A 19,318-nucleotide genomic window follows, 5' to 3' on the forward strand; every position below is an offset into this window, starting at 1 on the left:
TTTCATTCCTGAAGCGGTGCTTATTTAGCACGGCCTTTGTAGGAACCGCCTTCGCGGGTATCGATCTCGATCATGTCGCCGATTTCGATGAAGTCAGCAACCGACAGCTCGGTACCGTTCTTCAGTTTGGCAGGCTTCATCACCTTGCCGGAAGTGTCGCCGCGAGCGGAACCTTCGGTGTAGTCAACCTGACGCACGATAGTGGTCGGCAGTTCTACGGAAACCAGACGCTCTTCGAAGAAGATCGCTTCGCAAACATCGGTCATGCCTTCTTCAACGAAAGGCAGAACGGCTTCGATGTCTTCAGCGTTCAGCTCGTACATGGTGTAGTCGGTGGTGTCCATGAACGTGTAGGTGTCGCCGCTGATGAAGGACAGGGTCGCTTCTTTGCGGTCGAGGATTACGTCGTCCAGTTTGTCGTCGGCGCTGTAAACGATCTCGGTCTTGTAACCGGTCAGCAGGTTTTTCAGCTTGGTCTTCATGATCGCGCTGTTACGACCAGACTTGGTGAATTCAGCTTTCTGAACCAGCCAAGGATCGTTTTCGAGACGGATCACGGTACCGGGTTTCAGTTCTTTACCAGTTTTCATTGCGAATATCCGAATTTGGATGGGATTTACAAAAATCTAGGCCGCGTATCATATCCAATTTAGGTAAAACTGTACCAGCGCCGCGGCAAGATCTGCCTGCAAGGCTTGTTCCAGACACCACGCTTCGGCATGTTTTTGCAGTTCCGGCCAGTGTTCACGGGTTGTCAGCCAGTGACCCGACATATCATGCCCGGCATTCCACGCACGCCAAAGACCGCTGATCGCCTCGCGGGCGGGCGCAGACAGGCCTTTTGTGTACAGCGTCAGGAACGCTTCGAGCTTGTCCAGGTGAATGTCTTCGTCCTGCCGATAGATGTGCCAGAGCAGTGGCCGGCCCGCCCACTGAGCGCGGACAAACGAATCTTCGCCGCGCACAGCATTGAAATCGCAGCACCAGAGCAGGTGATCGTATTGCTCCTGTCGGACGAACGGCAGCACTTGCACGGTCAAGGCCTCGCGCACATGCACGGCGCCCGCCGCCAATCCCTCGACACCGAGCCAACGCTCGACATCACCCAGAATCCGCCCTTCGGGCACCAACAGATGCGTCGGTGTCGAATCGGCAGCCATCACATCCAGCCAGCTCGCCAGGCCGCTATTCTCATAGGCGAACAGCGAGATCAGCTGTGCACCTGGCGCGCGATCAATCCCTAACCCTTGCAGGAATTTTCGCTGAGCCTCGGGGCTTTGCTGAAATTGCCGGCGTCGCTCGAGCAATCCGCTTTCACGCAGCAAGCCACCGGTGCCCTTCTGGAAACCCGGAAAGAAAAAGTACTTCTGCACACTTTTGTATTTTACCGACGGCAAACCGTGGCAGCCGATAACCCAGTCTTCAGCACTCAGGTAATCAAGGTTCATCCACAACGGCGGCTTTTCCCGCGCGGCCATGGCGTCCATGTAGCCGCTCGGCAGCTGGCAGGCGAATGCGGCGATCACCACATCGGCGGCGTCGGTGGGTAACCAGTCGGCTGGCCATTGCCGGACTTCGACACCGTCCTGCCATTGCTGCGCGACATGGATGTCGATCTGCGGACAGAGTCGCTCGAAGGCCCGCAAGTCGTCGACCCACAAACGCACCGCCAGCGAATGCTCGGTGACCAGTTGTCGGGCCAGGCGCCAGGTCACGCCGATGTCGCCAAAGTTGTCGACCACGGCGCAAAAAATATCCCAGCGGGTTTTCAATTGAGGCATTCCAGGCTCCCGTTGGCAAAGGCGCCGATTGTCCGCATAAATTACTCCGTGCAGAAGAGCCGACGGCGATTAATCTTCATGCGACAATCGCCACTCGCCCGCGACCACCCGCCAGGAGGCAGTCATGCCCTACCGCCCCAACCCGCGCCGCCGCTTGCCGATTCAGCTCAATGCCCTGCAACTGACCGGCAGCATTGCCCTCGGATTGTGGCTGGGATTCCTGGCTATTGCGCTGACCTGCTGGCTCGCTTCCCGACTGTTGTTCAACGAGCAATTGGCGCCGGTCGCGCAAGCGATAGAGCAACTGGCGAAACCACCTGTGGTCGCGCAACCGGTTCCGGACATTCCACCCCAGAGCCCGCTGTTCGACCAATACGAAGAGAACCTGCGCAAGAACGAACAGCAGCAACGACTGGATCAGGCCCGCAGCACCCGCCGCAATCTGGCCAATCCGAAATGCCAGTTCTGGCTGCAGCAGGACCAGACCGCGCCAAGCGAAAAAAGCCGCGCCAACGTTCTGCAATTCTGCGATTGACCATGAATAAACAAGCCGTCCACCAATTGATTCTCGACAAGCTGCGAGTCGATCTCGACATCGCCGAACGTGCCGCGCAAACCGCGTACGAAACGGCGACCCACGAAGAAAACATCGCCGAAAACAAGTACGACACCTTGGGACTGGAGGCGTCATACCTGGCGGCCGGGCAGGCGAAACGGGTCGAGGAAATCAGGCAATCGCTGGCGCTGTGCCAGAGCCTGACGCTACGGCCTTACGACGATCAACGCGGCATCGAAGTCGGCGCCCTGCTGGGTCTGGAAGACGAAAAGGGTCGTGAACAATGGCTGTTTCTGGCCCCCGACGCGGCAGGCTTGAAGGTCGATCTTGTCGGGCAATGGATTACCGTCATCACCCCTCGCTCACCGCTGGGCAAAAGCCTGCTGGGCAAGTTCGAAGGGGACGAGGTGGAGATTCTGGTGGCGGGCGCTCGGCAACAGTTTTCTGTCACCGAGGTGGTGTAAACCGTAGATTAGTGAACGGGCAGTTCGACGCCGTCGAACAGCTCTTCCAGTTCCTGCTTGTTGTGGCACTGAATGGCTTTGGCCATGACTTCGCGGGTCAGGTGCGGGGCGAATTTCTCGATGAAGTCGCACATGAAGCCACGCAGGAAGGTACCGCGACGGAAACCGATTTTGGTGATGCTGGACTCGAACAGGTCGCTGGCATCGAGCATCACCAGATCGCTGTCGAGTTTTGCATCAACCGCCATTTTCGCCACGATGCCCACACCCAGCCCCAGGCGAACGTAGGTCTTGATCACGTCGGCGTCGGCGGCGGTGAACACCACTTTCGGCGTCAGGCCGCGATGGCTGAAGGCTTCGTCGAGTTTCGAACGACCGGTGAAACCGAACACGTACGTCACGATCGGGTATTCGGCCAGTGCTTCAAGGGTCAGCTTCGACAGCTTGGTCAGCGGGTGGCCCTGAGGCACGACCACGCAACGGTTCCAGCGGTAGCACGGCATCATTACCAGGTCACCGAACAGCTCGAGGGCTTCGGTGGCGATGGCGAAATCGACGGTGCCGTCAGCGGCCATTTCGGCGATCTGCATCGGCGAACCCTGGTGCATGTGCAGCGCAACGTCCGGGTATTGCTTGATGAAATTGCTGATCACCGGCGGCAACGCGTAACGCGCCTGGGTGTGCGTGGTGGCGATCGACAGGGTGCCTTTCTTCTCGTTGGAGAACTCCTGGGCGATCTGCTTGATGCTTTCAACCTTGCGCAGGATCTCGCCGGCGGTGGTGATGATGCGCTCGCCGGCTGGGGTGACGCGGGTCAGGTGCTTGCCGCTGCGAGCAAAGACCTCGACGCCCAATTCGTCTTCCAGCAGACGGATCTGCTTGCTGATACCCGGTTGCGAGGTGTAAAGGCTTTGGGCTGTAGCGGAAACGTTGAGGTCGTGGTGCGCCACTTCCCAGATGTAGCGCAGTTGTTGAAGCTTCATATGAATCCCTCAAAGCAGGTAGACGCCACGGGCATCAGCGACGGTATATAACTATATTAATGGCTTGAAGAATAAATCTAGAACTTTTTTATCAGAACGCCACTATTCGTGTTCTGTGTCCTGTCTCGTAAATACGTTTCTCTTTTGACGAGTGGCTGTTGCTGCCAGGCAAGGCGCCGCGATGACTCATAGCCCGCTATGGCGAGGAGCGGCAACGCAGCATGGCAGAAACAGACGCCGTCAAAAAAGAAACAGTATTTGCGAGGCAGGACACTAACGATCCCCTTGGCGACGGCGTTCCACCAGCGGCACCAGATAGACCGGGACCCGAGCCAACTGCAACACCCGCGCTGCGGTCCTGCCCAAAGGCGTTTCCGCGCCAGCACCATGGCTATGACTACCTACGATCAACAAATCCACGGAGAGTTTCTGCGCCTGGTCGAGAATCACCTGCGACGGATCGCCCTGAAGCACCCGCACCGCCTGAATCCGGTCCAGATCGTGCGCCCCCTCGTCCCCCAACTCCTCACGAAAACTGTCGAGCACCCGTTGCTCGATATTGGCAATGACGGTGTTCAGGCCCTGACTGTGAAACTCGTTCAACGCCTGTTCATCGAGGTAACTCTGAAGCACCGATTCGGCAAACAAACCCATCGGCTCAACCGCGTGCACCACATACAAGTCAGCATCGAATGTTCGAGCCAGCTCCAGGGCATGCTGCATCACTAAGGGCGCGTACAGGCCGAGGTCAGTGGCATACAGCATCGAACGAATCATATGACCTCCTCGAGTGCCAACATGGCGGAGATTGATTCAGCTTAGCAGTGCCTTGGCGAGTACGACGTCTCGCGTAACGCGTTGAACGGCGGGGTTAAACCTTTTGCTCGTTGCTTATGCCATGGGGCACATGGCCGGTAGCGACCACCTCACGAGCCAACTCGCAATGGCCGGCCTGATCGTCGAAAAACACGTCGGCGGCAAAGGCTTCGAGGAAAGCGGACTTGGTCAGGCCGCCGAGGAACAACGACTCATCCAGGCGAATGTCCCACTCGCGCAACGTGCGGATCACCCGCTCATGGGCCGGCGCCGAACGGGCGGTGACCAGCGCGGTGCGGATCGGACAGGCGTCCTCCGGGAACTCACGCTGCAACAGATTGAGCGCCGCGAGAAAGCCTTTGAACGGCCCACCGCGCAGTGGCTCGCGGGCACTTTCGCGCTCGCTGGCCTGAAACGCCTCCAGGCCGCCCGCCTGATAAACACGCTCCGACTCGTCGGAAAACAGCACCGCGTCACCGTCGAAGGCAATGCGCAATTCATCGCTCGCGGCACGGCTGGCACCGCCCGACAGAATGGTCGCCGCAGCGAAGCCGGCATCCAGCGCACTGCGCACGTCTTCGGCGTGGGTCGACAGAAACAGGTCGCAACCAAACGCTTTGAGATACGGGTACGGGCTGCGCCCACCGACAAATGCCGCACGGGAGATCGCCAGTCCGTAATGGTGAATAGAATTGAACACCCGCAGCCCGGTGTCGGCGCTGTTGCGCGACACCAGGATCACTTCGACCCTGGCGCGGCCGAGGCGGGTATTGAGGCTGAGGAGTTTTTCCACCAACGGGAAGGCATCACCGGGCTCGAGGATTTCGTCTTCGTGTTCGATCTGATATTGCCGATAGGCCTCGACACCGCTCGACAGGTAAACCTTGTGGCTTTCGCTCAGGTCGAACAACGCGCGCGAAGAAATCGCCAGCACCAGTTTGTCGTCAATCGTCTTTGCCATGCCCTTCCCCCTCGGGTTGATCGACTCAGGTATTCCGTCGATGGATAAAACTCAAACTGCGATACAACGCTTCTATTCGCGGCAGTTCGCAACCGGCGGCCTTGGCTGCCGCCAGTGGCCGGGCGTAAATGGCCGCCAGCTCCAACGGTCGCTTGTGCAGAAAATCGTGGTACATGCTCGGCCAGTAGTCCGGCATTTTTTCGGTCATCATGAACAGATAGTCCGCGTAACCCGCCGGCATGTCGTGACCACAGGCCTTGGCGCCCTGAACCACTTCGGCCATCAAGGCCTTGATCAGTTCCCGGCTGTCGGCATCGGTCATCAACGGTGTGGTGCCCGCGCCAAGCAGCACCGACAGGCCGTTGTAAGGGATATTCCAGACCAGTTTCTGCCAGCGCGCCTGATGCAGGTTCGGCATGGCCTGGGAGTCGATGCCGGCGCTGCGGAACAACCCGGCGCCTTCCTCGACAATTGCCATTCGCGCCTGTTCATCGGTGGCGGGGCCACTGTGGTAGCCGACGTTCACCGCGCCGAGGGCCTGATGAGTGATCGCACCCGGGCCCGTGCGATGGACGCAGATCAGGCAGAGTCCGCCGAGCAGGTGCAGGGAATCCGGGAGCAAGGCTCGCAGACTGTCTTCGACATCCAGGCCGTTTTGCAGCAACAGCACCCTGGCGTTCGGTGCCGCCGCTTGAATGATCGCCGGCGCCAGACCGGCATTGCTGGTGGTCTTCGCGCCCACCAGCAGCCAGTCGCAGGGCGGCATGTCTTCGGCCGACGAATAGGCCTGAACCGGATTCAAGGTCAGCGCACCGTGCACCGCGCTGTCGAGTTGCAACCCGCGTTCGGCCACCGCCGAGAATTCGCTGCGCAACAGAAAATGCACGTCGAAACCGGCACGCGCGAGCATCAACCCGTAGAAACCACCGATTGCACCGGTTCCGATAATACCGATGGTCGGCCTGGCAACTGCACCCGTCATGGCAACTCCTCTGCTGTTCTGGTCAGCGCCTGCCCCACGGCCGCATTGAGCTCGGTGCTGGTCAGGCGCGATTTTATTGCTCCGAAAAACTCACCGTCGCGCACCACAAACAGCGCCGGCAAATGAAAGACCTGATAACGCTCGACCACCCCGCCATTGTCCCCGGCATCGATCCAGCACAAACGATCGACCTGCAGATCGAGCCTTGGCAATTGCTCACGGGCAAAACGGCAGCTGGCACAGCCGACGCTGGTGAATATAACCAGCGACACCCCGCTCATCGCCAGCAACCGTTGGTCGGCGTCGAAATCGGTCAGTTCCGATTCGGCCACTATACTGGGGGAAACAATGTCAGATGGCCGACACATGGAGTCCGTGCTCATGGGACGTTTTATTCCTCATCCTGACGATGTGCCCGTCGAATTAACGTTGCTCAAACCTGAGTGTATTTCACGGCAACAGCTGCACACTATCAGCCTCGGGGGCATGGCTTGCAATTATCACCGCGCCTGGCGTCACGGCACGGCGCTGGAAGTTCGCATCCCGACCTTGAACCCCGATTTGCGTTTTCTGGGCTACGTCGCCTGGTGCCTGCGACGCAAACACGGTTATCTGGTGGGCATTGCCTTTGTTGACGAGCAGATGATGTTCAGTGCCCGAATGGGCGAACAGGTGTGCCAGATCGAACGTTACTGTCGCCTGCATGACGCCCACGACGACCTGCAGGAAACCCAGGCGCTGGCCCTCGAATGGGTCCAGCAGCACGCCGACGAGTTCTCCCACGATACGGTTCGCAAGGCATTTGCACAGGCGGTGATGGATTAAGGGACGTTATCAATTCGTTGCGAATGCCCCTAAAACCGCTGTCTGCCCATTGTCGAGCCACGGTGTAACGCGCTAAGGTTCCGCTCCCGACGCGCTTAATTTGCTGTGCTCCGCCGCGCGGGTTCGCTGGCGGCCGGCACCCGTGACCTGACGAGTAAACGATGGCTGATTTACCGATCAACGACCTAAACGTCGCCTCCAACGAGACGCTGATCACTCCCGATCAGCTCAAGCGTGATATCCCTCTGAGCGACGCTGCCCTGCGCACCGTCACCAAGGGTCGCGAAGTCATTCGCAACATCCTGGATGGCACCGACCACCGCCTGTTCGTCGTCATCGGGCCGTGCTCGATCCACGACATCAAGGCTGCCCACGAATACGCCGAGCGCCTGAAGGTATTGGCGGCGGAAGTGTCCGATACCTTGTATCTGGTCATGCGCGTGTATTTCGAGAAGCCACGCACCACCGTCGGCTGGAAAGGCTTGATCAACGACCCGTACCTGGACGACTCCTTCAAGATTCAGGACGGTTTGCACATCGGTCGTCAGCTGCTGCTGGACCTGGCCGAGATGGGCCTGCCGACCGCTACCGAAGCCCTCGACCCGATCTCCCCGCAGTACCTGCAGGACCTGATCAGCTGGTCGGCCATCGGAGCGCGCACCACCGAATCCCAGACTCACCGTGAAATGGCCTCCGGCCTGTCTTCGGCCGTCGGCTTCAAGAACGGCACCGACGGCGGCCTGACGGTGGCGATCAACGCCCTGCAATCGGTTTCCAGCCCGCACCGTTTCCTGGGCATCAACCAGGAAGGTGGCGTGTCGATCGTCACCACCAAGGGCAATGCCTATGGCCACGTGGTGCTGCGCGGCGGCAACGGCAAACCGAACTACGATTCGGTCAGCGTCGCACTGTGCGAGCAAGCGCTGAACAAAGCGAAGATCAAACCGAACATCATGGTCGACTGCAGCCACGCCAACTCCAACAAGGACCCGGCACTGCAACCGCTGGTGATGGAAAACGTCGCCAACCAGATCCTCGAAGGCAACCAGTCGATCATCGGGTTGATGGTCGAAAGTCACCTGAACTGGGGCTGCCAGGCCATCCCGAAAGACCTCGCCGACCTGCAATATGGCGTGTCGATCACCGATGCCTGCATCGACTGGTCCGCTACCGAAAACACCTTGCGCAGCATGCATGCCAAGCTCAAGGACGTGCTGCCGAAACGCGCCCGCACCTGATCACTTTTCAGCGCATAAAAAAACGCCGGGCTATAAACCCGGCGTTTTTTTATGCGTTCGTTTTACTGGCTCAGCTTGGCCGCATGCCGCTGGTGACGCTCCATGTAGCGCTCCACGTAGGAACACGAAGGAATGACGGTGTAGCCCATTTCCTCGGCGTATTCCAGTGCCTTCTCGGTCAAGGCTGCCGCAATACCGCGACCACGCAAGGCATTGGGCACGAACGTGCGATAGATATCCAGGGTCTGTTTCCCGAGATCCATATAGGTCAGGTAGGCACGATGACCGTCCACATTGGTCTCGAACTGATGACCAGCCTGGTCATGGTGGATGGACAACGCCTCACTCATCACTACTCCTCGCGGGTCTTTGATTCCGACCCCTACCTTACCGATGTTTTTCCGGCGAAGGAACATCTACGCCACCCCGTGCCTGAATGGACACCGAGAAGAACAGCACCGATCTCGCGCAACCGAGCACGTATCAAATAGTAGGCACCATTGGCAGAAAATGCTCAAGGTACGCTCGTCATCATGCAAGGTTGGGTCGGTGCTGCTCCGGGGTTACGCAGGGGCGTGCTCGACCGAAGATCCCGGGTGGTCGATCGCCTGAACATTGCCGGATGTTGAGACTTAAGACGAGCGCCCTTCTTTTAAGTCACCTCAACTAGGAGAAAGATATGAGAGGTGCACCGCAAATCCCGAACAAAAGTGTAGACGAATCCATGTAGACAGACTTTAGCCAAGACCGTGAAAACACTCGCGGCTGCCGGGAACTTTTTTGTGCCAACTCGCTCAGCGCGGGCTTTGCAGCTGGATATTTTTTAATCAAATGCAAGTAAAAGTTGCTCGAAAAAGAATCAACGCCTACAATTTTTTTGGCTTCTTGCTTTACGTCAGTTTACTTACGACAAGTAATGGGTAGTATGTACGCCGGCTATTTCCTCACTCTGAGGAGACAGCTACTTAATAGAAAGTCCTTGAAGGGGAACACGATGAACAACGTTCTGAAATTCTCTGCTCTGGCTCTGGCCGCAGTTCTGGCTACCGGTTGCAGCAGCGTATCGAAAGAAACCGAAGCACGTCTGACCGCTACTGAAGACGCAGCTGCTCGCTCCCAGGCTCGTGCAGACGAAGCTTACCGTAAAGCTGATGAAGCTCTGGCTGCTGCTCAAAAAGCACAACAGACTGCTGACGAAGCTAACGAGCGTGCTCTGCGCATGCTGGACAAAGCTAGCCGCAAGTAATAATCCTTCGGGATTGTTATCAAGCCGACCCATTTTTGGGTCGGCTTTTTTATGGCCGGTCGTTTTGTACCCGCCATAAAAAACCCGCCGACGCAGCCTGCATCGGCGGGTTCTGTTCAAGCCTTACTGCAGCGGGTCGAGCGGTGCACTCGTCACCATCGGCGCCGAGGTATTCGGCACTCCGATTTCCACCGGCAGACCATCTTCGGCAGCAACCACGTCGCGGACCACATCCCAGTTCATGCGCAGGTTGTTGGTGATGTCCTCACGCTTGAGCATCGCGTTGATCACCGCAGTGTGTTTGTCGACCACAGAAGGGTTGCCCTTGTCGTCCAGCGGCGTGTGCGCTTCCAGATAGACCTTGCCGCCACTGACACCGAACTTGTACGGGTCGCTGATAATGCGCACCGACGTACCGACCGGCACCATGCTCGCCATTTCCAGCACGTTGTTGTTGAACATGCGGAAGCAACCGTGGCTGGTGCGCATGCCAATCCCGAACTTCTTGTTCGAGCCGTGGATCAGGTAACCCGGCGTACCCAGGTTGAACTTGAACGGCCCCAGCGGGTTGTCCGGGCCGGCCGGCACGACGTTTGGCAACGGATCACCGTCTGCAAGGTGCTCGGCCTTGATCGAGGCTGGAGGCGTCCAGGTCGGGTTCGGCGTCTTGGCCGTGATGGTGGTGTGAGCGATCGGTGAACCCCAACCCTCGCGACCGATACCCAGCGGGAAGGTGTAGACCACATTCCGGCCTTTCGGATAGTAGTAGAGGCGATATTCAGCCAGGTTGATGACGATACCTTCACGCGGTCCTGGCGGCAGGATGAAACGCGTCGGCAACACGATTTCGGTACCGGCGCCCGGCAGCCATGCATCGACGCCAGGGTTGGCCGCGACCATTTCCGAATAACCCAGATCGTAAGTGGTGCCAAGGTCGGCGAAGGTGTCTTCGTATTTGGCCTTGATGACCTGAACCTGGCCGACGATGTCTTCACCGGGCGGTGGCAGGGGCAACTCCAATGCGGCTACGGGACCTGCCACACAAAGGGCGGCAAGAGACAGGCAGCGGGTGACGGCAGGAAAGCGCGGCAACATCCGGTAAATCCTTCGCAGGGTCAGGGGATAAAAACGGGATTGTACACCGGCGCCCGTAAATTCGGGGAGTCGGCCGATAGCACGCTATCTTTATTGCCTCAAAGCTCGAAGCGCAGCTCTGGCCAGATCGGCGAAGTGCCGCGTTTCTGCGATTCCAGAATCGCCCGGCACAGCGAGCACAGGCGCTGGTCCTGGAAAACGCGGCGGTCGACGCTCGACCAGCGCGGTTGCGCCGGAAGCAGACTGCCACACAGGGTTCGATCGGCCGAGCCACCCAGCTCCAGTTGACGGGTCACCAGATGTACCCGCACTTCCTGGCAGGCGAACAGATCCAGCTGTTCGTCAGGCTCGATCAGTTGGTAGGCAAAAAGTGACCAGGCGGGACGCGGCATCGGGGGCTCCAAATCGGGGGCGCCACCTTAGCCGAAACGCCGCCGCTAGAAAAGCGTCAAAGCAGCGGTTTCAGTGTCGGCCAGACATTTTCCAGCAACTTGTCCTGAGCCCCCGCAGCGGGGTGCAGGCCGTCGGCCTGCATCAGGTCTGGATGACCGCCCACGCCGTCGAGAAAAAATGGCACCAGCGGGATTTTTTTCTCGGTGGCGACGTTGCTGTATACCTCGGCGAAGGCCTTGGTGTAGCGCGCGCCGTAGTTGGGTGGCAGTTGCATGCCGAGCAGCAGCACCTTCGCCCCACTGGCGCGGGAGCTGTCGATCATCGCTGCAAGGTTTTGTTGCAATTGCGTTGGCAGCATTCCGCGCAGGCCGTCGTTGCCGCCCAACTCGAGGATTACCAGCTCCGGTTTATGCTCTGCAAGCAGCGCAGGCAGGCGCGCCTGGCCTCCGGCACTGGTGTCGCCGCTGATGGATGCGTTGACCACCTTATCGTCGAAACCTTCGCGCTTGAGCCGTTGCTCAAGCAACGACACCCACCCAACGCGGGTATCCAGTCCGAAACCGGCGCTGATACTATCGCCAACGATCAGGACTGTACCCGCCGCTGCGTTCTGGGCCATGCACATCAGGGCCAGGCCAGCACTCAAAAACCACACACGCATCGGATTCTCCATGGGCGCAAGCATTCTCACCGCGAAGAACCTCAGCAAAGTGGTTCCCAGCGCGGAAGGTGAACTGACTATCCTGCACGAACTCAGCCTGGAACTGAACAAGGGCGACAGCCTGGCCATCGTCGGCGCGTCCGGTTCAGGCAAATCCACCCTTCTCGGCCTGCTCGCCGGCCTCGACCTGCCGAGCAGCGGCGAAGTCACCCTCGCCGGCCAAAGCCTGAGCAATCTCGATGAAGACCAGCGGGCGCGAATTCGCGCCGAACACGTGGGCTTTGTCTTTCAATCATTCCAGCTGCTCGACAGTCTCAACGCCCTGGAAAACGTCATGCTGCCACTGGAACTCGATGGCCGCAAAGACGCTCGCGAGCGCGCCACCGAATTGCTGCGAAGGGTTGGTCTCGGCCAGCGCCTGACCCACTCGCCACGCCAGCTCTCCGGTGGGGAACAGCAGCGCGTGGCGATTGCCCGTGCGTTTGCCGCCGAGCCCGATGTGTTGTTCGCCGACGAACCCACCGGCAACCTCGACAGCCATACCGGCGAGCGCATCAGCGACTTGCTGTTTGAATTGAACAAGGAGCGCGGCACGACCCTGGTGCTGGTGACTCACGATGAACGCCTGGCACATCGCTGCCGGCGCCTGATCCGACTTGAAGCCGGCCTGCTGGTCGCCCCTCTGGAGCCTTGATGGCACGCTTGCCGCTGTTGCGCCTGTTCAGTCTCGCCATTCGCCAATTGCTGCGCGACGCTCGCGCCGGCGAATTGCGGGTGTTGTTCTTCGCCTTGCTGGTGGCGGTGGCGGCGAGTACCGCCATCGGTTACTTCGGCGCTCGCCTGAATGGCGCCATGATGCTGCGTGCCACCGAATTCCTTGGCGCCGATCTGCTGCTTGAGGGCAGTTCACCGGCGCGGCCCGAACAGATCAGAAGCGGGACTGAGCTGGGCCTTGAACATGCGCAAGTGGTGGAGTTCTCCAGCGTCATCGCCACCGACAACGGCATTCAGCTGTCCAGCATCAAAGCCGCAGACGAGGTCTATCCCCTGCGCGGCGAACTGAAAAGCGCCCCCGCCCCCTTTGCTCCGGAAGAGACCGGGGGCGGACCGAAACCCGGCGAGGCCTGGGTCGAGGCACGATTGCTGACCGCCCTGGATCTGAAGATCGGCGACAGCATCGACGTCGGCATGCGCACTCTCAAACTCGCGCGAGTGCTGACTTACGAACCGGATCGCGCCGGCAATTTCTACAGCCTGACGCCGCGCGTGCTGATCAACCTCAGCGACCTCGCCGCCACCGGCGTGGTGCAACCCGGCAGCCGTGTCAGTTACCGCGAACTCTGGCGCGGCAAAGCCGAAGCGCTGGAAACCTATCGCCAACTGATCAAACCCGGCCTCGCCGCCAACCAGCGCATCCAGGATGCCCGCGATGGCAACCGGCAGATTGGCGGCGCGCTGGGTAAAGCCGAACGTTACTTGAACATGGCGAGCCTGGTGGCGGTCCTGCTGTCCGGGGTGGCGGTGGCGCTGTCGGCAACGCGTTTCGCCACCCGCCGCTTCGATGCCAGCGCGCTATTGCGCTGCCTGGGGCTGTCCCGCCGGGAAACCATGGTCCTGTTCAGTTTGCAGCTGACGGTGCTCGGACTGTTGGCCAGCATCAGCGGCGCGTTGATCGGCTGGCTGGCGCAGCTTGGCCTGTTCGCGCTGTTGCATGATTTGTTGCCCACCGACGTTCCACCGGGCGGCCTGTTTCCGGCCATCGCCGGGATCGGCACCGGGCTGGTGGCGCTGGCCGGTTTTGCCTTGCCGCCCCTCGCGGCGCTGGGCCGGGTTCCGCCATTGCGGGTATTGCGCCGCGACATGCTGCCGATTCCTTCCAGCACCTGGATGGTCTACGGCGTGGCCTTGGGCGCTCTCGGGCTGATCATGTGGCGCCTGAGCCTCGACCTGCTGCTAACCTTCGCCCTGCTCGGCGGTGGCGTGATTGCGGCGCTGGTATTGGGCGGCTTGCTGTTGCTGCTGCTGAAAAGCCTGCGCCGGATGCTCGCGCGTGCTTCGTTGCCGTGGCGTCTCGGGCTGGGCCAATTGCTGCGTCATCCACTGGCTGCCGCCGGACAATCCCTGGCCTTCGGTTTGATTCTGCTGTCCATGGCGTTGATCGCCTTGCTGCGCGGTGAGTTACTCGACACCTGGCAAAACCAGTTGCCGAAAAATGCGCCGAACTATTTCGCGCTGAACATCCTGCCGGCAGACAAACAGGCCTTCACCGATCGCCTGATCGAACTGTCAGCCCAATCGGCGCCGCTGTACCCGGTGGTGCCGGGACGGTTGATCAGCATCAACGGCGAGCCGGTGCAGGAGATCGTCAGCAAGGACTCGGCCGGAGATCGGGCAATCCAGCGCGACCTGAGCCTGACCTGGGCGGCGGACCTGCCGACGGGCAACAAGCTCACCGCGGGAAACTGGTGGAGCGAACAGCCTGCGGATGACATTCCCGGCGTGTCGGTAGAAGGCAAAGTGGCCGAAAGCCTGAAACTCAAGCTGGGCGATCACATGGTGTTCACCGTCGGTGGGGTCAATCGCGAAGCGAAAGTCACCAGCCTGCGGGAGATCAACTGGGACAACTTCCAGCCGAACTTCTTCATGATCTTCCAACCTGGGACATTGAAGGATTTACCAGCGACTTACTTGACCAGCTTCTATCTGGCAGCCGGTCATGACCAGCAGATTGTCGACCTGTCACGCGCCTTTCCGGCGGTGACCATCCTGCAAGTCGAAGCGTTGCTTGCGCAACTGCGCAGCATCCTCGCCCAGGTCACTCTGGCGGTGGAATACGTGCTGTTGTTCGTGTTGGCGGCGGGGATGGCGGTGTTGTTCTCGGGCCTGCAAGCGACGCTGGATGAACGCATCCGTCAAGGCGCCTTGTTGCGCGCGCTGGGGGCTGAGCGACAGTTGCTGGTCAAGGCCCGGCGAATCGAGTTCGGCCTGCTCGGCGCGGTCAGCGGATTGCTGGCAGCGCTGGGTTCGGAACTGGTGAGCCTGGTGCTGTACCGTTACGCGTTCGACCTGCCCTGGCATCCGCATCCATGGCTGTTGGTACTGCCATTGATCGGTGCTGCGCTGATCGGCGGTGCCGGCGTGTTCGGTACCCGTCGAGCCTTGAACGCCAGCCCCCTGACAGTGTTGCGCGAGGGTTGATAGACTCAAGCCTCCTCAATCACAAGAAGTTGCCATGAGCCGTTATCGCCCTCCTCGCACAGCTGGCACCGCGCTGATCACCCCGGAAGGTGAAGCGCGGATGCGGGCCGAGTTCCATGAGCTCTGGCATGTGCGCCGACCGCAGGTCACGCAATCGGTCAGCGAGGCCGCAGCGCAGGGCGATCGCTCCGAAAATGCCGAATACACCTACGGCAAAAAGATGCTGCGCGAGATCGACAGCCGCGTGCGTTTTCTGACCAAACGCCTGGAAGCACTCAAGGTGGTCAGCGAAAAGCCCAGCGATCCGAACAAGGTTTACTTCGGCGCCTGGGTCACGATCGAGGACGAGGACGGCAAGGAGTCGCGTTATCGCATCGTCGGCCCGGATGAGCTGGACTTGAAACTGGGCCTGATCAGTATCGACTCGCCGTTGGCACGCGCCCTGATCGGCAAGGCACTGGACGCCGAAGTTCGAGTCCAGACGCCGACCGGTGAGCAATGCGTGTACATCGTGGCGATTGAATACCCCTAGGCCTCAGCGGCGGGTGATCAACCCTTGTCGGGCCACGCGGGTCAGTTGCTTGATCATTTCAGGCGCGTCTTCGAGACTGGGTGACTGAATCACCGCCAGGTCGAAGCTGTCGCTGGCAAATCGGGCCAGTGACTCACTGTCTTCGACAAACTGGATCAGGAACGCTGCAGGCCCGCCGGTGCGACGCGGCCAGCCATCCAGATAACGCAAGAGCGTCGGCTGATGTTTGCCGCCAAGCAGGATTTTTGGATTGCGCTGGGTAAGGTGTGCCGTGATCGGCGCGGGGCGTACAACGGGGTTTAGTGCATTCATCGTGTCGTGTCTCTGCCTCAAAAGTCTGCATGGCAGGTGAGAGGCAACACCGAACCAGCGCTTTAGCGGTATTTCGAAGCCTGTTTCAGGCTTCTATCGGCAACTGAATGAGTCACCTGGCGCCCCGCAAGTAGCTGTTTAAATCGGCGCATGAGCAGCATCCTAGAGAAGCTGACTGGACAGTGTCAAGAATGACGCACAACAAAAAGGCCCGCGCAATGCGGGCCTTTTTGTTGAGCCAGAGCGGTCAGCCAGCGATGGCGCGGTCGGCCGACAGTTTGCCGGCGCCTTCGATCAGCACGGCGATGCTGCCACCGAGCAGGGCCAGGGCGAATTCATAACCGTTGTTGGCCATGAACAAACCGTTAGGAAGGTGCACCGAGAAGATCGCCACCAGCGAGAGGAAAGCCAGGCCGAGGGCCGCTGGACGGACCAGCAAGCCGATGATCAAGGCAAGACCGCCGAAGAACTCAGTACCACCCGCCAGCGTCGCCATCAGGTAGCCCGGTGTCAGGCCGATACTCTCCATGTACTGCGCGGTGCCGGCCAGACCGTAACCACCGAACGCCCCAAAAAGCTTCTGCGCGCCGTGGGCTGCGAAGATGATGCCGACGAAGATCCGCAAAACAGTCAGGCCGTAGCCAGCGCGGGTAAACAGTACCTTGTTGATCAGTGAGCTCATGCTGTGTCATCCATTGTGAGTTTGTGTGTTGGTTGGCCGCCATATTAATCAATAAATCGAATGTTAAAAGCGCAATTTTTTCGTCATAACAATCAGTTTAGTCGATTATTTCCGTGAGGCCACTTTCTGCCCCTGGGGCTCCAACGACTCCCGTTCCCGATCGAACGCCAGGTAATACTTGTTCACGCTATTAACATAGCTGACGGGACCCATTCCCACCTGCTCCATGGCGATCCGCTCGACCTGGAAGAACCACTGATTGGGATTCAAACCACGCCGCCGCGCCTCGGCGCGCATGCCCTGAACCCGCTCCGGCCCGATGTTGTAGGCCGCCAGCACAAACGCCATGCGCTCACGCTCGTTGAGTTTGGGGCTGGCAAAAAACTTGCGGCGGATCATCGCCAGGTACTTGGCACCGGCCTGCACATTGGCATCGAGATTCTGAATGTTGCCGACCCCCACCCGCTGGGCCGCCGACGGGGTGATCTGCATCAGGCCGGTGGGGCCGCTACCGCTGCGGGCATTGGGTTGGAGCGCGGATTCCTTGAATGCCAGTGCCGCCAGGTTCAGCCAGTCCATGCCTTGAGCATCGGCGTGCTTCTGCAGTACCGGCCGGAGTTTTTCCAGGCGCTGGCGATCAGCCTTGGCCAATGGATAGTGCACTTGATACAAGCGACGATAGATCCTCAGGAAAGCCACATCCTGGTCCGATGGCTTTTTGTACCCAATGAGGAAGCGGTCGATGCTTGCCCGCAGCATCGACGCATCGCGGCGCACAAACCAGAACTCTTCCCCTGGCTCGCTGATCAGCACCTGCCGATCAAAGCGCAGCTTGGGCAGGATCTTGCCCCAGCGCTCGGCAATCGGTTGCTCGACAATGGTCAGGTGAAAGATGCCGCCCTGAACCATTTCAAGCACGTCTTCAACCGCCAGGCTCGGATCGACCCACTCGATTTTCACTGGCGCCAGCTTGTGCAGGGCGAGTTTTTGATTGATCTGACTGATCGCTTCCCCGGCGGCACTGCCGGTGGGCAATGCCAGGGTTTTACCGGAAAGTTGCTCAAGGTGGGTGTAGCGCTTCTCGCCTTTGATGCCGACCAGCACCAGCGGGATGTTGCTGGCAATAGGCTCACTGGCGCTGACGGCGTAACCCGGTTGCAGATCGAGCAATTCCCCCGGCGCAACCAGATCGCCCTCCCCGCGCTGTAATGCGCCAAGCAGTTGATCCTTGGCTTTGGGGATAATCTTGAGGGTGACTTCCTGACCGTCGCGGGCGTGGCCATTGAGGTATTGCTCGAAAGCACGCAACCGATGGTATTCGACGCCGATGGCCTGGCCCTGGACTTCGCCGGAGCTGTTGCGGCTCTGGTTGACGAGCACCTTCAGCACCCGACTGCTGCGGATTTCCTGCAGATCGCGCACCTTGACCGCCGGCACGGCTTGCAGCGGGCCGGCCAGACGCGCAACCGCGGGCATCGGCAACAGCAGAGAACCACACAGCAGTATCAAAATCGAGGGACGTGTCATCCACTCTCCGGAAAGAATACTGGGCCGATTTCAAAAATCTCCATGAAACCGAACGACAGAAACAGAGCGCCTTGAGCGCTGGCAAAGTGCGAAAGACTGGCACAGTGATGGCACGCTGACCACCCCGGCTTGCCTCGCGGCATCAAAAGACAGCTTTAACTCGTTGTAGTTCTTGGCTTTTCTTATAAATCTACAGCTCTGATATGCTTTCCAGCCTTTGGTCCGAGGTAGCACCATGCAACTCATCGATATCGGCGTCAACCTGACCAACCCCAGTTTTGCCGGCAAGCACCAGGCTGTACTCGACCGCGCGTATGCCGCCGGGGTCTGCCAATTGGTGCTCACTGGCACCAGTGTCGAGGGCAGTGAACAGGCGCTGGAGCTGTGCCAGCAACTGGATGACACGGCGCAACGGCTGTTCGCCACCGCCGGCATTCATCCGCACTCGGCCAGCGACTGGAACGCCGACAGCGCCCAGCGTCTGCGCAGTTTGCTCAAAGAGCCAAACGTGGTGGCCGTAGGTGAATGCGGCCTGGATTTCAATCGCGATTTCTCCCCGCGTCCGCAACAGGAAAAAGTCCTGGAACAACACCTGGAAATGGCGATCGAGCTTCAACTGCCAGTATTCCTCCACGAGCGCGACGCCAGTCAGCGTCTTCTGGAAATTCTTCGGGATTATCGAGATCAGTTGCCGGCCGCCGTGGTGCATTGCTTCACCGGCGAGAAGAAAGCGCTGTTCAGCTACCTCGACCTGGACTTGCACATCGGCATCACCGGCTGGATCTGCGACGAGCGTCGCGGCACGCATCTGCATCCGCTGGTGAAAGAAATCAAGCGCGGGCGGTTGATGCTGGAGAGTGATGCGCCGTATCTGTTGCCGCGCAGCTTGCGGCCCAAGCCGAAGAATGGCCGTAACGAACCGGCGTATCTGACTGAAGTGTTGCGGGAAGTGGCATTGCATCGCGGGGAAAGCGAGGAAGAACTGGCGGCTCACAGCACCGCGTGTGCGCGAGCCTTTTTCGGGCTGCCTTTAATAGCAGGATGACGTATCGCGGGCCTGAAGCAG

General features: G+C 59.6%; 23 protein-coding genes. 9 read left to right on the forward strand and 14 right to left on the reverse strand.

Features of this window, described 5'->3' with window-relative positions:
* Nucleotides 1-20: 20 nt before the first annotated feature.
* Nucleotides 21-590 carry an elongation factor P gene (locus ACM6IQ_RS24975; protein ID WP_007943632.1) on the reverse strand — a complete coding sequence of 190 codons (570 nt, stop codon included), beginning with the start codon at nt 588-590 and terminating at the stop codon, nt 21-23.
* 48 nt (nt 591-638) lie between these two features.
* Nucleotides 639-1,781, reverse strand: coding sequence for an elongation factor P maturation arginine rhamnosyltransferase EarP (gene earP, locus ACM6IQ_RS24980; protein WP_414880097.1), 1,143 nt, complete (start codon nt 1,779-1,781; stop codon nt 639-641).
* A gap of 124 nt (nt 1,782-1,905) precedes the next feature.
* Between earP and ACM6IQ_RS24985 the strand changes: the two genes are divergently transcribed.
* Together ACM6IQ_RS24985 and ACM6IQ_RS24990 are read left to right on the forward strand one after the other, a co-directional pair.
* A complete protein-coding gene (locus ACM6IQ_RS24985; protein WP_017339804.1) occupies nt 1,906-2,316 on the forward strand; it encodes a hypothetical protein in 411 nt (136 codons plus the stop codon).
* Nucleotides 2,317-2,318: 2 nt separating this feature from the next.
* A complete protein-coding gene (locus ACM6IQ_RS24990; protein WP_017339805.1) occupies nt 2,319-2,801 on the forward strand; it encodes a GreA/GreB family elongation factor in 483 nt (160 codons plus the stop codon).
* An 8-nt stretch (nt 2,802-2,809) separates the two neighbouring features.
* Here the strand turns inward: ACM6IQ_RS24990 and cysB are convergent, their stop codons facing one another.
* The 5 genes from cysB to ACM6IQ_RS25015 all read right to left on the reverse strand — a co-directional run bounded on the left by cysB (nt 2,810) and on the right by ACM6IQ_RS25015 (nt 6,926).
* Complete coding sequence (cysB, locus tag ACM6IQ_RS24995) at nt 2,810-3,784, reverse strand: HTH-type transcriptional regulator CysB (protein ID WP_008148549.1); 975 nt, start codon at nt 3,782-3,784, stop codon at nt 2,810-2,812.
* A gap of 273 nt (nt 3,785-4,057) precedes the next feature.
* Complete coding sequence (locus ACM6IQ_RS25000) at nt 4,058-4,561, reverse strand: universal stress protein (protein ID WP_017339806.1); 504 nt, start codon at nt 4,559-4,561, stop codon at nt 4,058-4,060.
* Nucleotides 4,562-4,655: 94 nt separating this feature from the next.
* Complete coding sequence (locus ACM6IQ_RS25005; protein ID WP_017339807.1) at nt 4,656-5,561, reverse strand: 5'-nucleotidase; 906 nt, start codon at nt 5,559-5,561, stop codon at nt 4,656-4,658.
* A gap of 25 nt (nt 5,562-5,586) precedes the next feature.
* Nucleotides 5,587-6,543 carry a putative 2-dehydropantoate 2-reductase gene (locus tag ACM6IQ_RS25010; RefSeq protein ID WP_414880098.1) on the reverse strand — a complete coding sequence of 319 codons (957 nt, stop codon included), beginning with the start codon at nt 6,541-6,543 and terminating at the stop codon, nt 5,587-5,589.
* Nucleotides 6,540-6,926: a thioredoxin family protein gene (locus tag ACM6IQ_RS25015; RefSeq protein WP_031319037.1), complete on the reverse strand. Its 387-nt coding sequence runs from the start codon at nt 6,924-6,926 to the stop codon at nt 6,540-6,542. The genes ACM6IQ_RS25010 and ACM6IQ_RS25015 overlap by 4 nt, the downstream gene beginning before the upstream one ends.
* Here ACM6IQ_RS25015 and ACM6IQ_RS25020 point away from each other — a divergent pair.
* Entirely contained in the window at nt 6,925-7,368 is a 444-nt protein-coding gene (locus ACM6IQ_RS25020; protein ID WP_017339810.1) for a PilZ domain-containing protein, read from the forward strand. The two genes, ACM6IQ_RS25015 and ACM6IQ_RS25020, sit on opposite strands and share 2 nt — an antisense overlap.
* Nucleotides 7,369-7,529: 161 nt before the next feature.
* A complete protein-coding gene (locus ACM6IQ_RS25025) occupies nt 7,530-8,606 on the forward strand; it encodes a 3-deoxy-7-phosphoheptulonate synthase (RefSeq protein WP_017339811.1) in 1,077 nt (358 codons plus the stop codon).
* Nucleotides 8,607-8,668: 62 nt separating this feature from the next.
* Here ACM6IQ_RS25025 and ACM6IQ_RS25030 read toward each other — a convergent pair whose 3' ends face one another.
* On the reverse strand, nt 8,669-8,956 hold the full coding sequence (locus ACM6IQ_RS25030; RefSeq protein WP_008057026.1) for a GNAT family N-acetyltransferase: 288 nt from the start codon (nt 8,954-8,956) through the stop codon (nt 8,669-8,671).
* 644 nt (nt 8,957-9,600) lie between these two features.
* Here ACM6IQ_RS25030 and oprI point away from each other — a divergent pair.
* Nucleotides 9,601-9,852, forward strand: a complete 252-nt coding sequence (gene oprI, locus ACM6IQ_RS25035; RefSeq protein WP_002553018.1) for an outer membrane lipoprotei OprI — start codon at nt 9,601-9,603, stop codon at nt 9,850-9,852.
* 123 nt (nt 9,853-9,975) lie between these two features.
* Here the strand turns inward: oprI and ACM6IQ_RS25040 are convergent, their stop codons facing one another.
* From ACM6IQ_RS25040 to ACM6IQ_RS25050, 3 genes are all read right to left on the reverse strand, one after another.
* Complete coding sequence (locus ACM6IQ_RS25040; protein WP_017339812.1) at nt 9,976-10,947, reverse strand: L,D-transpeptidase family protein; 972 nt, start codon at nt 10,945-10,947, stop codon at nt 9,976-9,978.
* A 98-nt stretch (nt 10,948-11,045) separates the two neighbouring features.
* Entirely contained in the window at nt 11,046-11,339 is a 294-nt protein-coding gene (locus ACM6IQ_RS25045) for a hypothetical protein (protein WP_003226812.1), read from the reverse strand.
* A gap of 56 nt (nt 11,340-11,395) precedes the next feature.
* Nucleotides 11,396-12,001 carry an arylesterase gene (locus ACM6IQ_RS25050; RefSeq protein ID WP_017339813.1) on the reverse strand — a complete coding sequence of 202 codons (606 nt, stop codon included), beginning with the start codon at nt 11,999-12,001 and terminating at the stop codon, nt 11,396-11,398.
* 10 nt (nt 12,002-12,011) lie between these two features.
* On the opposite strand from ACM6IQ_RS25050, the gene ACM6IQ_RS25055 reads away from it, so the two are divergent.
* The 3 genes from ACM6IQ_RS25055 to greB are packed head-to-tail and all read left to right on the forward strand — an operon-like array spanning nt 12,012 to nt 15,731.
* Nucleotides 12,012-12,695, forward strand: a complete 684-nt coding sequence (locus ACM6IQ_RS25055; protein WP_017339814.1) for an ABC transporter ATP-binding protein — start codon at nt 12,012-12,014, stop codon at nt 12,693-12,695.
* Nucleotides 12,695-15,199, forward strand: a complete 2,505-nt coding sequence (locus tag ACM6IQ_RS25060; RefSeq protein WP_017339815.1) for an ABC transporter permease — start codon at nt 12,695-12,697, stop codon at nt 15,197-15,199. The genes ACM6IQ_RS25055 and ACM6IQ_RS25060 overlap by 1 nt, the downstream gene beginning before the upstream one ends.
* A 34-nt stretch (nt 15,200-15,233) precedes the next feature.
* Nucleotides 15,234-15,731 (forward strand): transcription elongation factor GreB, encoded by a 498-nt coding sequence (gene greB / locus ACM6IQ_RS25065; protein WP_017339816.1) that lies wholly within the window; start codon nt 15,234-15,236, stop codon nt 15,729-15,731.
* A 3-nt stretch (nt 15,732-15,734) separates the two neighbouring features.
* On the opposite strand, the gene ACM6IQ_RS25070 is transcribed toward greB, so the two are convergent.
* From ACM6IQ_RS25070 to ACM6IQ_RS25080, 3 genes are all read right to left on the reverse strand, one after another.
* Nucleotides 15,735-16,043, reverse strand: coding sequence for a hypothetical protein (locus tag ACM6IQ_RS25070; RefSeq protein ID WP_017339817.1), 309 nt, complete (start codon nt 16,041-16,043; stop codon nt 15,735-15,737).
* A gap of 247 nt (nt 16,044-16,290) precedes the next feature.
* Nucleotides 16,291-16,725: a DoxX family protein gene (locus ACM6IQ_RS25075; RefSeq protein ID WP_017339818.1), complete on the reverse strand. Its 435-nt coding sequence runs from the start codon at nt 16,723-16,725 to the stop codon at nt 16,291-16,293.
* A 105-nt stretch (nt 16,726-16,830) separates the two neighbouring features.
* On the reverse strand, nt 16,831-18,252 hold the full coding sequence (locus tag ACM6IQ_RS25080) for a transglycosylase SLT domain-containing protein (protein ID WP_414880099.1): 1,422 nt from the start codon (nt 18,250-18,252) through the stop codon (nt 16,831-16,833).
* 235 nt (nt 18,253-18,487) lie between these two features.
* On the opposite strand from ACM6IQ_RS25080, the gene ACM6IQ_RS25085 reads away from it, so the two are divergent.
* On the forward strand, nt 18,488-19,297 hold the full coding sequence (locus ACM6IQ_RS25085) for a TatD family hydrolase (protein WP_017339820.1): 810 nt from the start codon (nt 18,488-18,490) through the stop codon (nt 19,295-19,297).
* Nucleotides 19,298-19,318: the final 21 nt, after the last annotated feature.

This window comes from Pseudomonas sp. IT-P100 (assembly GCF_949767185.1).
Taxonomy (GTDB): domain Bacteria; phylum Pseudomonadota; class Gammaproteobacteria; order Pseudomonadales; family Pseudomonadaceae; genus Aquipseudomonas; species Aquipseudomonas fluorescens_B.

Excerpts from the sequence above, each read along its gene's own strand:
- ACM6IQ_RS25000 (WP_017339806.1), bottom strand. The coding sequence starts at position 4,561 with ATGATTCGTTCGATGCTGTATGCCACTGACCTCGGCCTGTACGCGCCC.
- ACM6IQ_RS25080 (WP_414880099.1), bottom strand. The coding sequence starts at position 18,252 with ATGACACGTCCCTCGATTTTGATACTGCTGTGTGGTTCTCTGCTGTTG.
- ACM6IQ_RS25070 (WP_017339817.1), bottom strand. The coding sequence starts at position 16,043 with ATGAATGCACTAAACCCCGTTGTACGCCCCGCGCCGATCACGGCACAC.
- ACM6IQ_RS24985 (WP_017339804.1), top strand. The coding sequence starts at position 1,906 with ATGCCCTACCGCCCCAACCCGCGCCGCCGCTTGCCGATTCAGCTCAAT.
- ACM6IQ_RS25020 (WP_017339810.1), top strand. The coding sequence starts at position 6,925 with ATGGGACGTTTTATTCCTCATCCTGACGATGTGCCCGTCGAATTAACG.
- ACM6IQ_RS25050 (WP_017339813.1), bottom strand. The coding sequence starts at position 12,001 with ATGCGTGTGTGGTTTTTGAGTGCTGGCCTGGCCCTGATGTGCATGGCC.
- ACM6IQ_RS25040 (WP_017339812.1), bottom strand. The coding sequence starts at position 10,947 with ATGTTGCCGCGCTTTCCTGCCGTCACCCGCTGCCTGTCTCTTGCCGCC.
- ACM6IQ_RS25085 (WP_017339820.1), top strand. The coding sequence starts at position 18,488 with ATGCAACTCATCGATATCGGCGTCAACCTGACCAACCCCAGTTTTGCC.
- ACM6IQ_RS25015 (WP_031319037.1), bottom strand. The coding sequence starts at position 6,926 with ATGAGCACGGACTCCATGTGTCGGCCATCTGACATTGTTTCCCCCAGT.
- ACM6IQ_RS24975 (WP_007943632.1), bottom strand. The coding sequence starts at position 590 with ATGAAAACTGGTAAAGAACTGAAACCCGGTACCGTGATCCGTCTCGAA.
- cysB (WP_008148549.1), bottom strand. The coding sequence starts at position 3,784 with ATGAAGCTTCAACAACTGCGCTACATCTGGGAAGTGGCGCACCACGAC.
- oprI (WP_002553018.1), top strand. The coding sequence starts at position 9,601 with ATGAACAACGTTCTGAAATTCTCTGCTCTGGCTCTGGCCGCAGTTCTG.
- ACM6IQ_RS25010 (WP_414880098.1), bottom strand. The coding sequence starts at position 6,543 with ATGACGGGTGCAGTTGCCAGGCCGACCATCGGTATTATCGGAACCGGT.
- ACM6IQ_RS25055 (WP_017339814.1), top strand. The coding sequence starts at position 12,012 with ATGGGCGCAAGCATTCTCACCGCGAAGAACCTCAGCAAAGTGGTTCCC.
- ACM6IQ_RS25005 (WP_017339807.1), bottom strand. The coding sequence starts at position 5,561 with ATGGCAAAGACGATTGACGACAAACTGGTGCTGGCGATTTCTTCGCGC.
- ACM6IQ_RS25060 (WP_017339815.1), top strand. The coding sequence starts at position 12,695 with ATGGCACGCTTGCCGCTGTTGCGCCTGTTCAGTCTCGCCATTCGCCAA.
- earP (WP_414880097.1), bottom strand. The coding sequence starts at position 1,781 with ATGCCTCAATTGAAAACCCGCTGGGATATTTTTTGCGCCGTGGTCGAC.
- ACM6IQ_RS25025 (WP_017339811.1), top strand. The coding sequence starts at position 7,530 with ATGGCTGATTTACCGATCAACGACCTAAACGTCGCCTCCAACGAGACG.
- ACM6IQ_RS24990 (WP_017339805.1), top strand. The coding sequence starts at position 2,319 with ATGAATAAACAAGCCGTCCACCAATTGATTCTCGACAAGCTGCGAGTC.
- ACM6IQ_RS25045 (WP_003226812.1), bottom strand. The coding sequence starts at position 11,339 with ATGCCGCGTCCCGCCTGGTCACTTTTTGCCTACCAACTGATCGAGCCT.
- greB (WP_017339816.1), top strand. The coding sequence starts at position 15,234 with ATGAGCCGTTATCGCCCTCCTCGCACAGCTGGCACCGCGCTGATCACC.
- ACM6IQ_RS25075 (WP_017339818.1), bottom strand. The coding sequence starts at position 16,725 with ATGAGCTCACTGATCAACAAGGTACTGTTTACCCGCGCTGGCTACGGC.
- ACM6IQ_RS25030 (WP_008057026.1), bottom strand. The coding sequence starts at position 8,956 with ATGAGTGAGGCGTTGTCCATCCACCATGACCAGGCTGGTCATCAGTTC.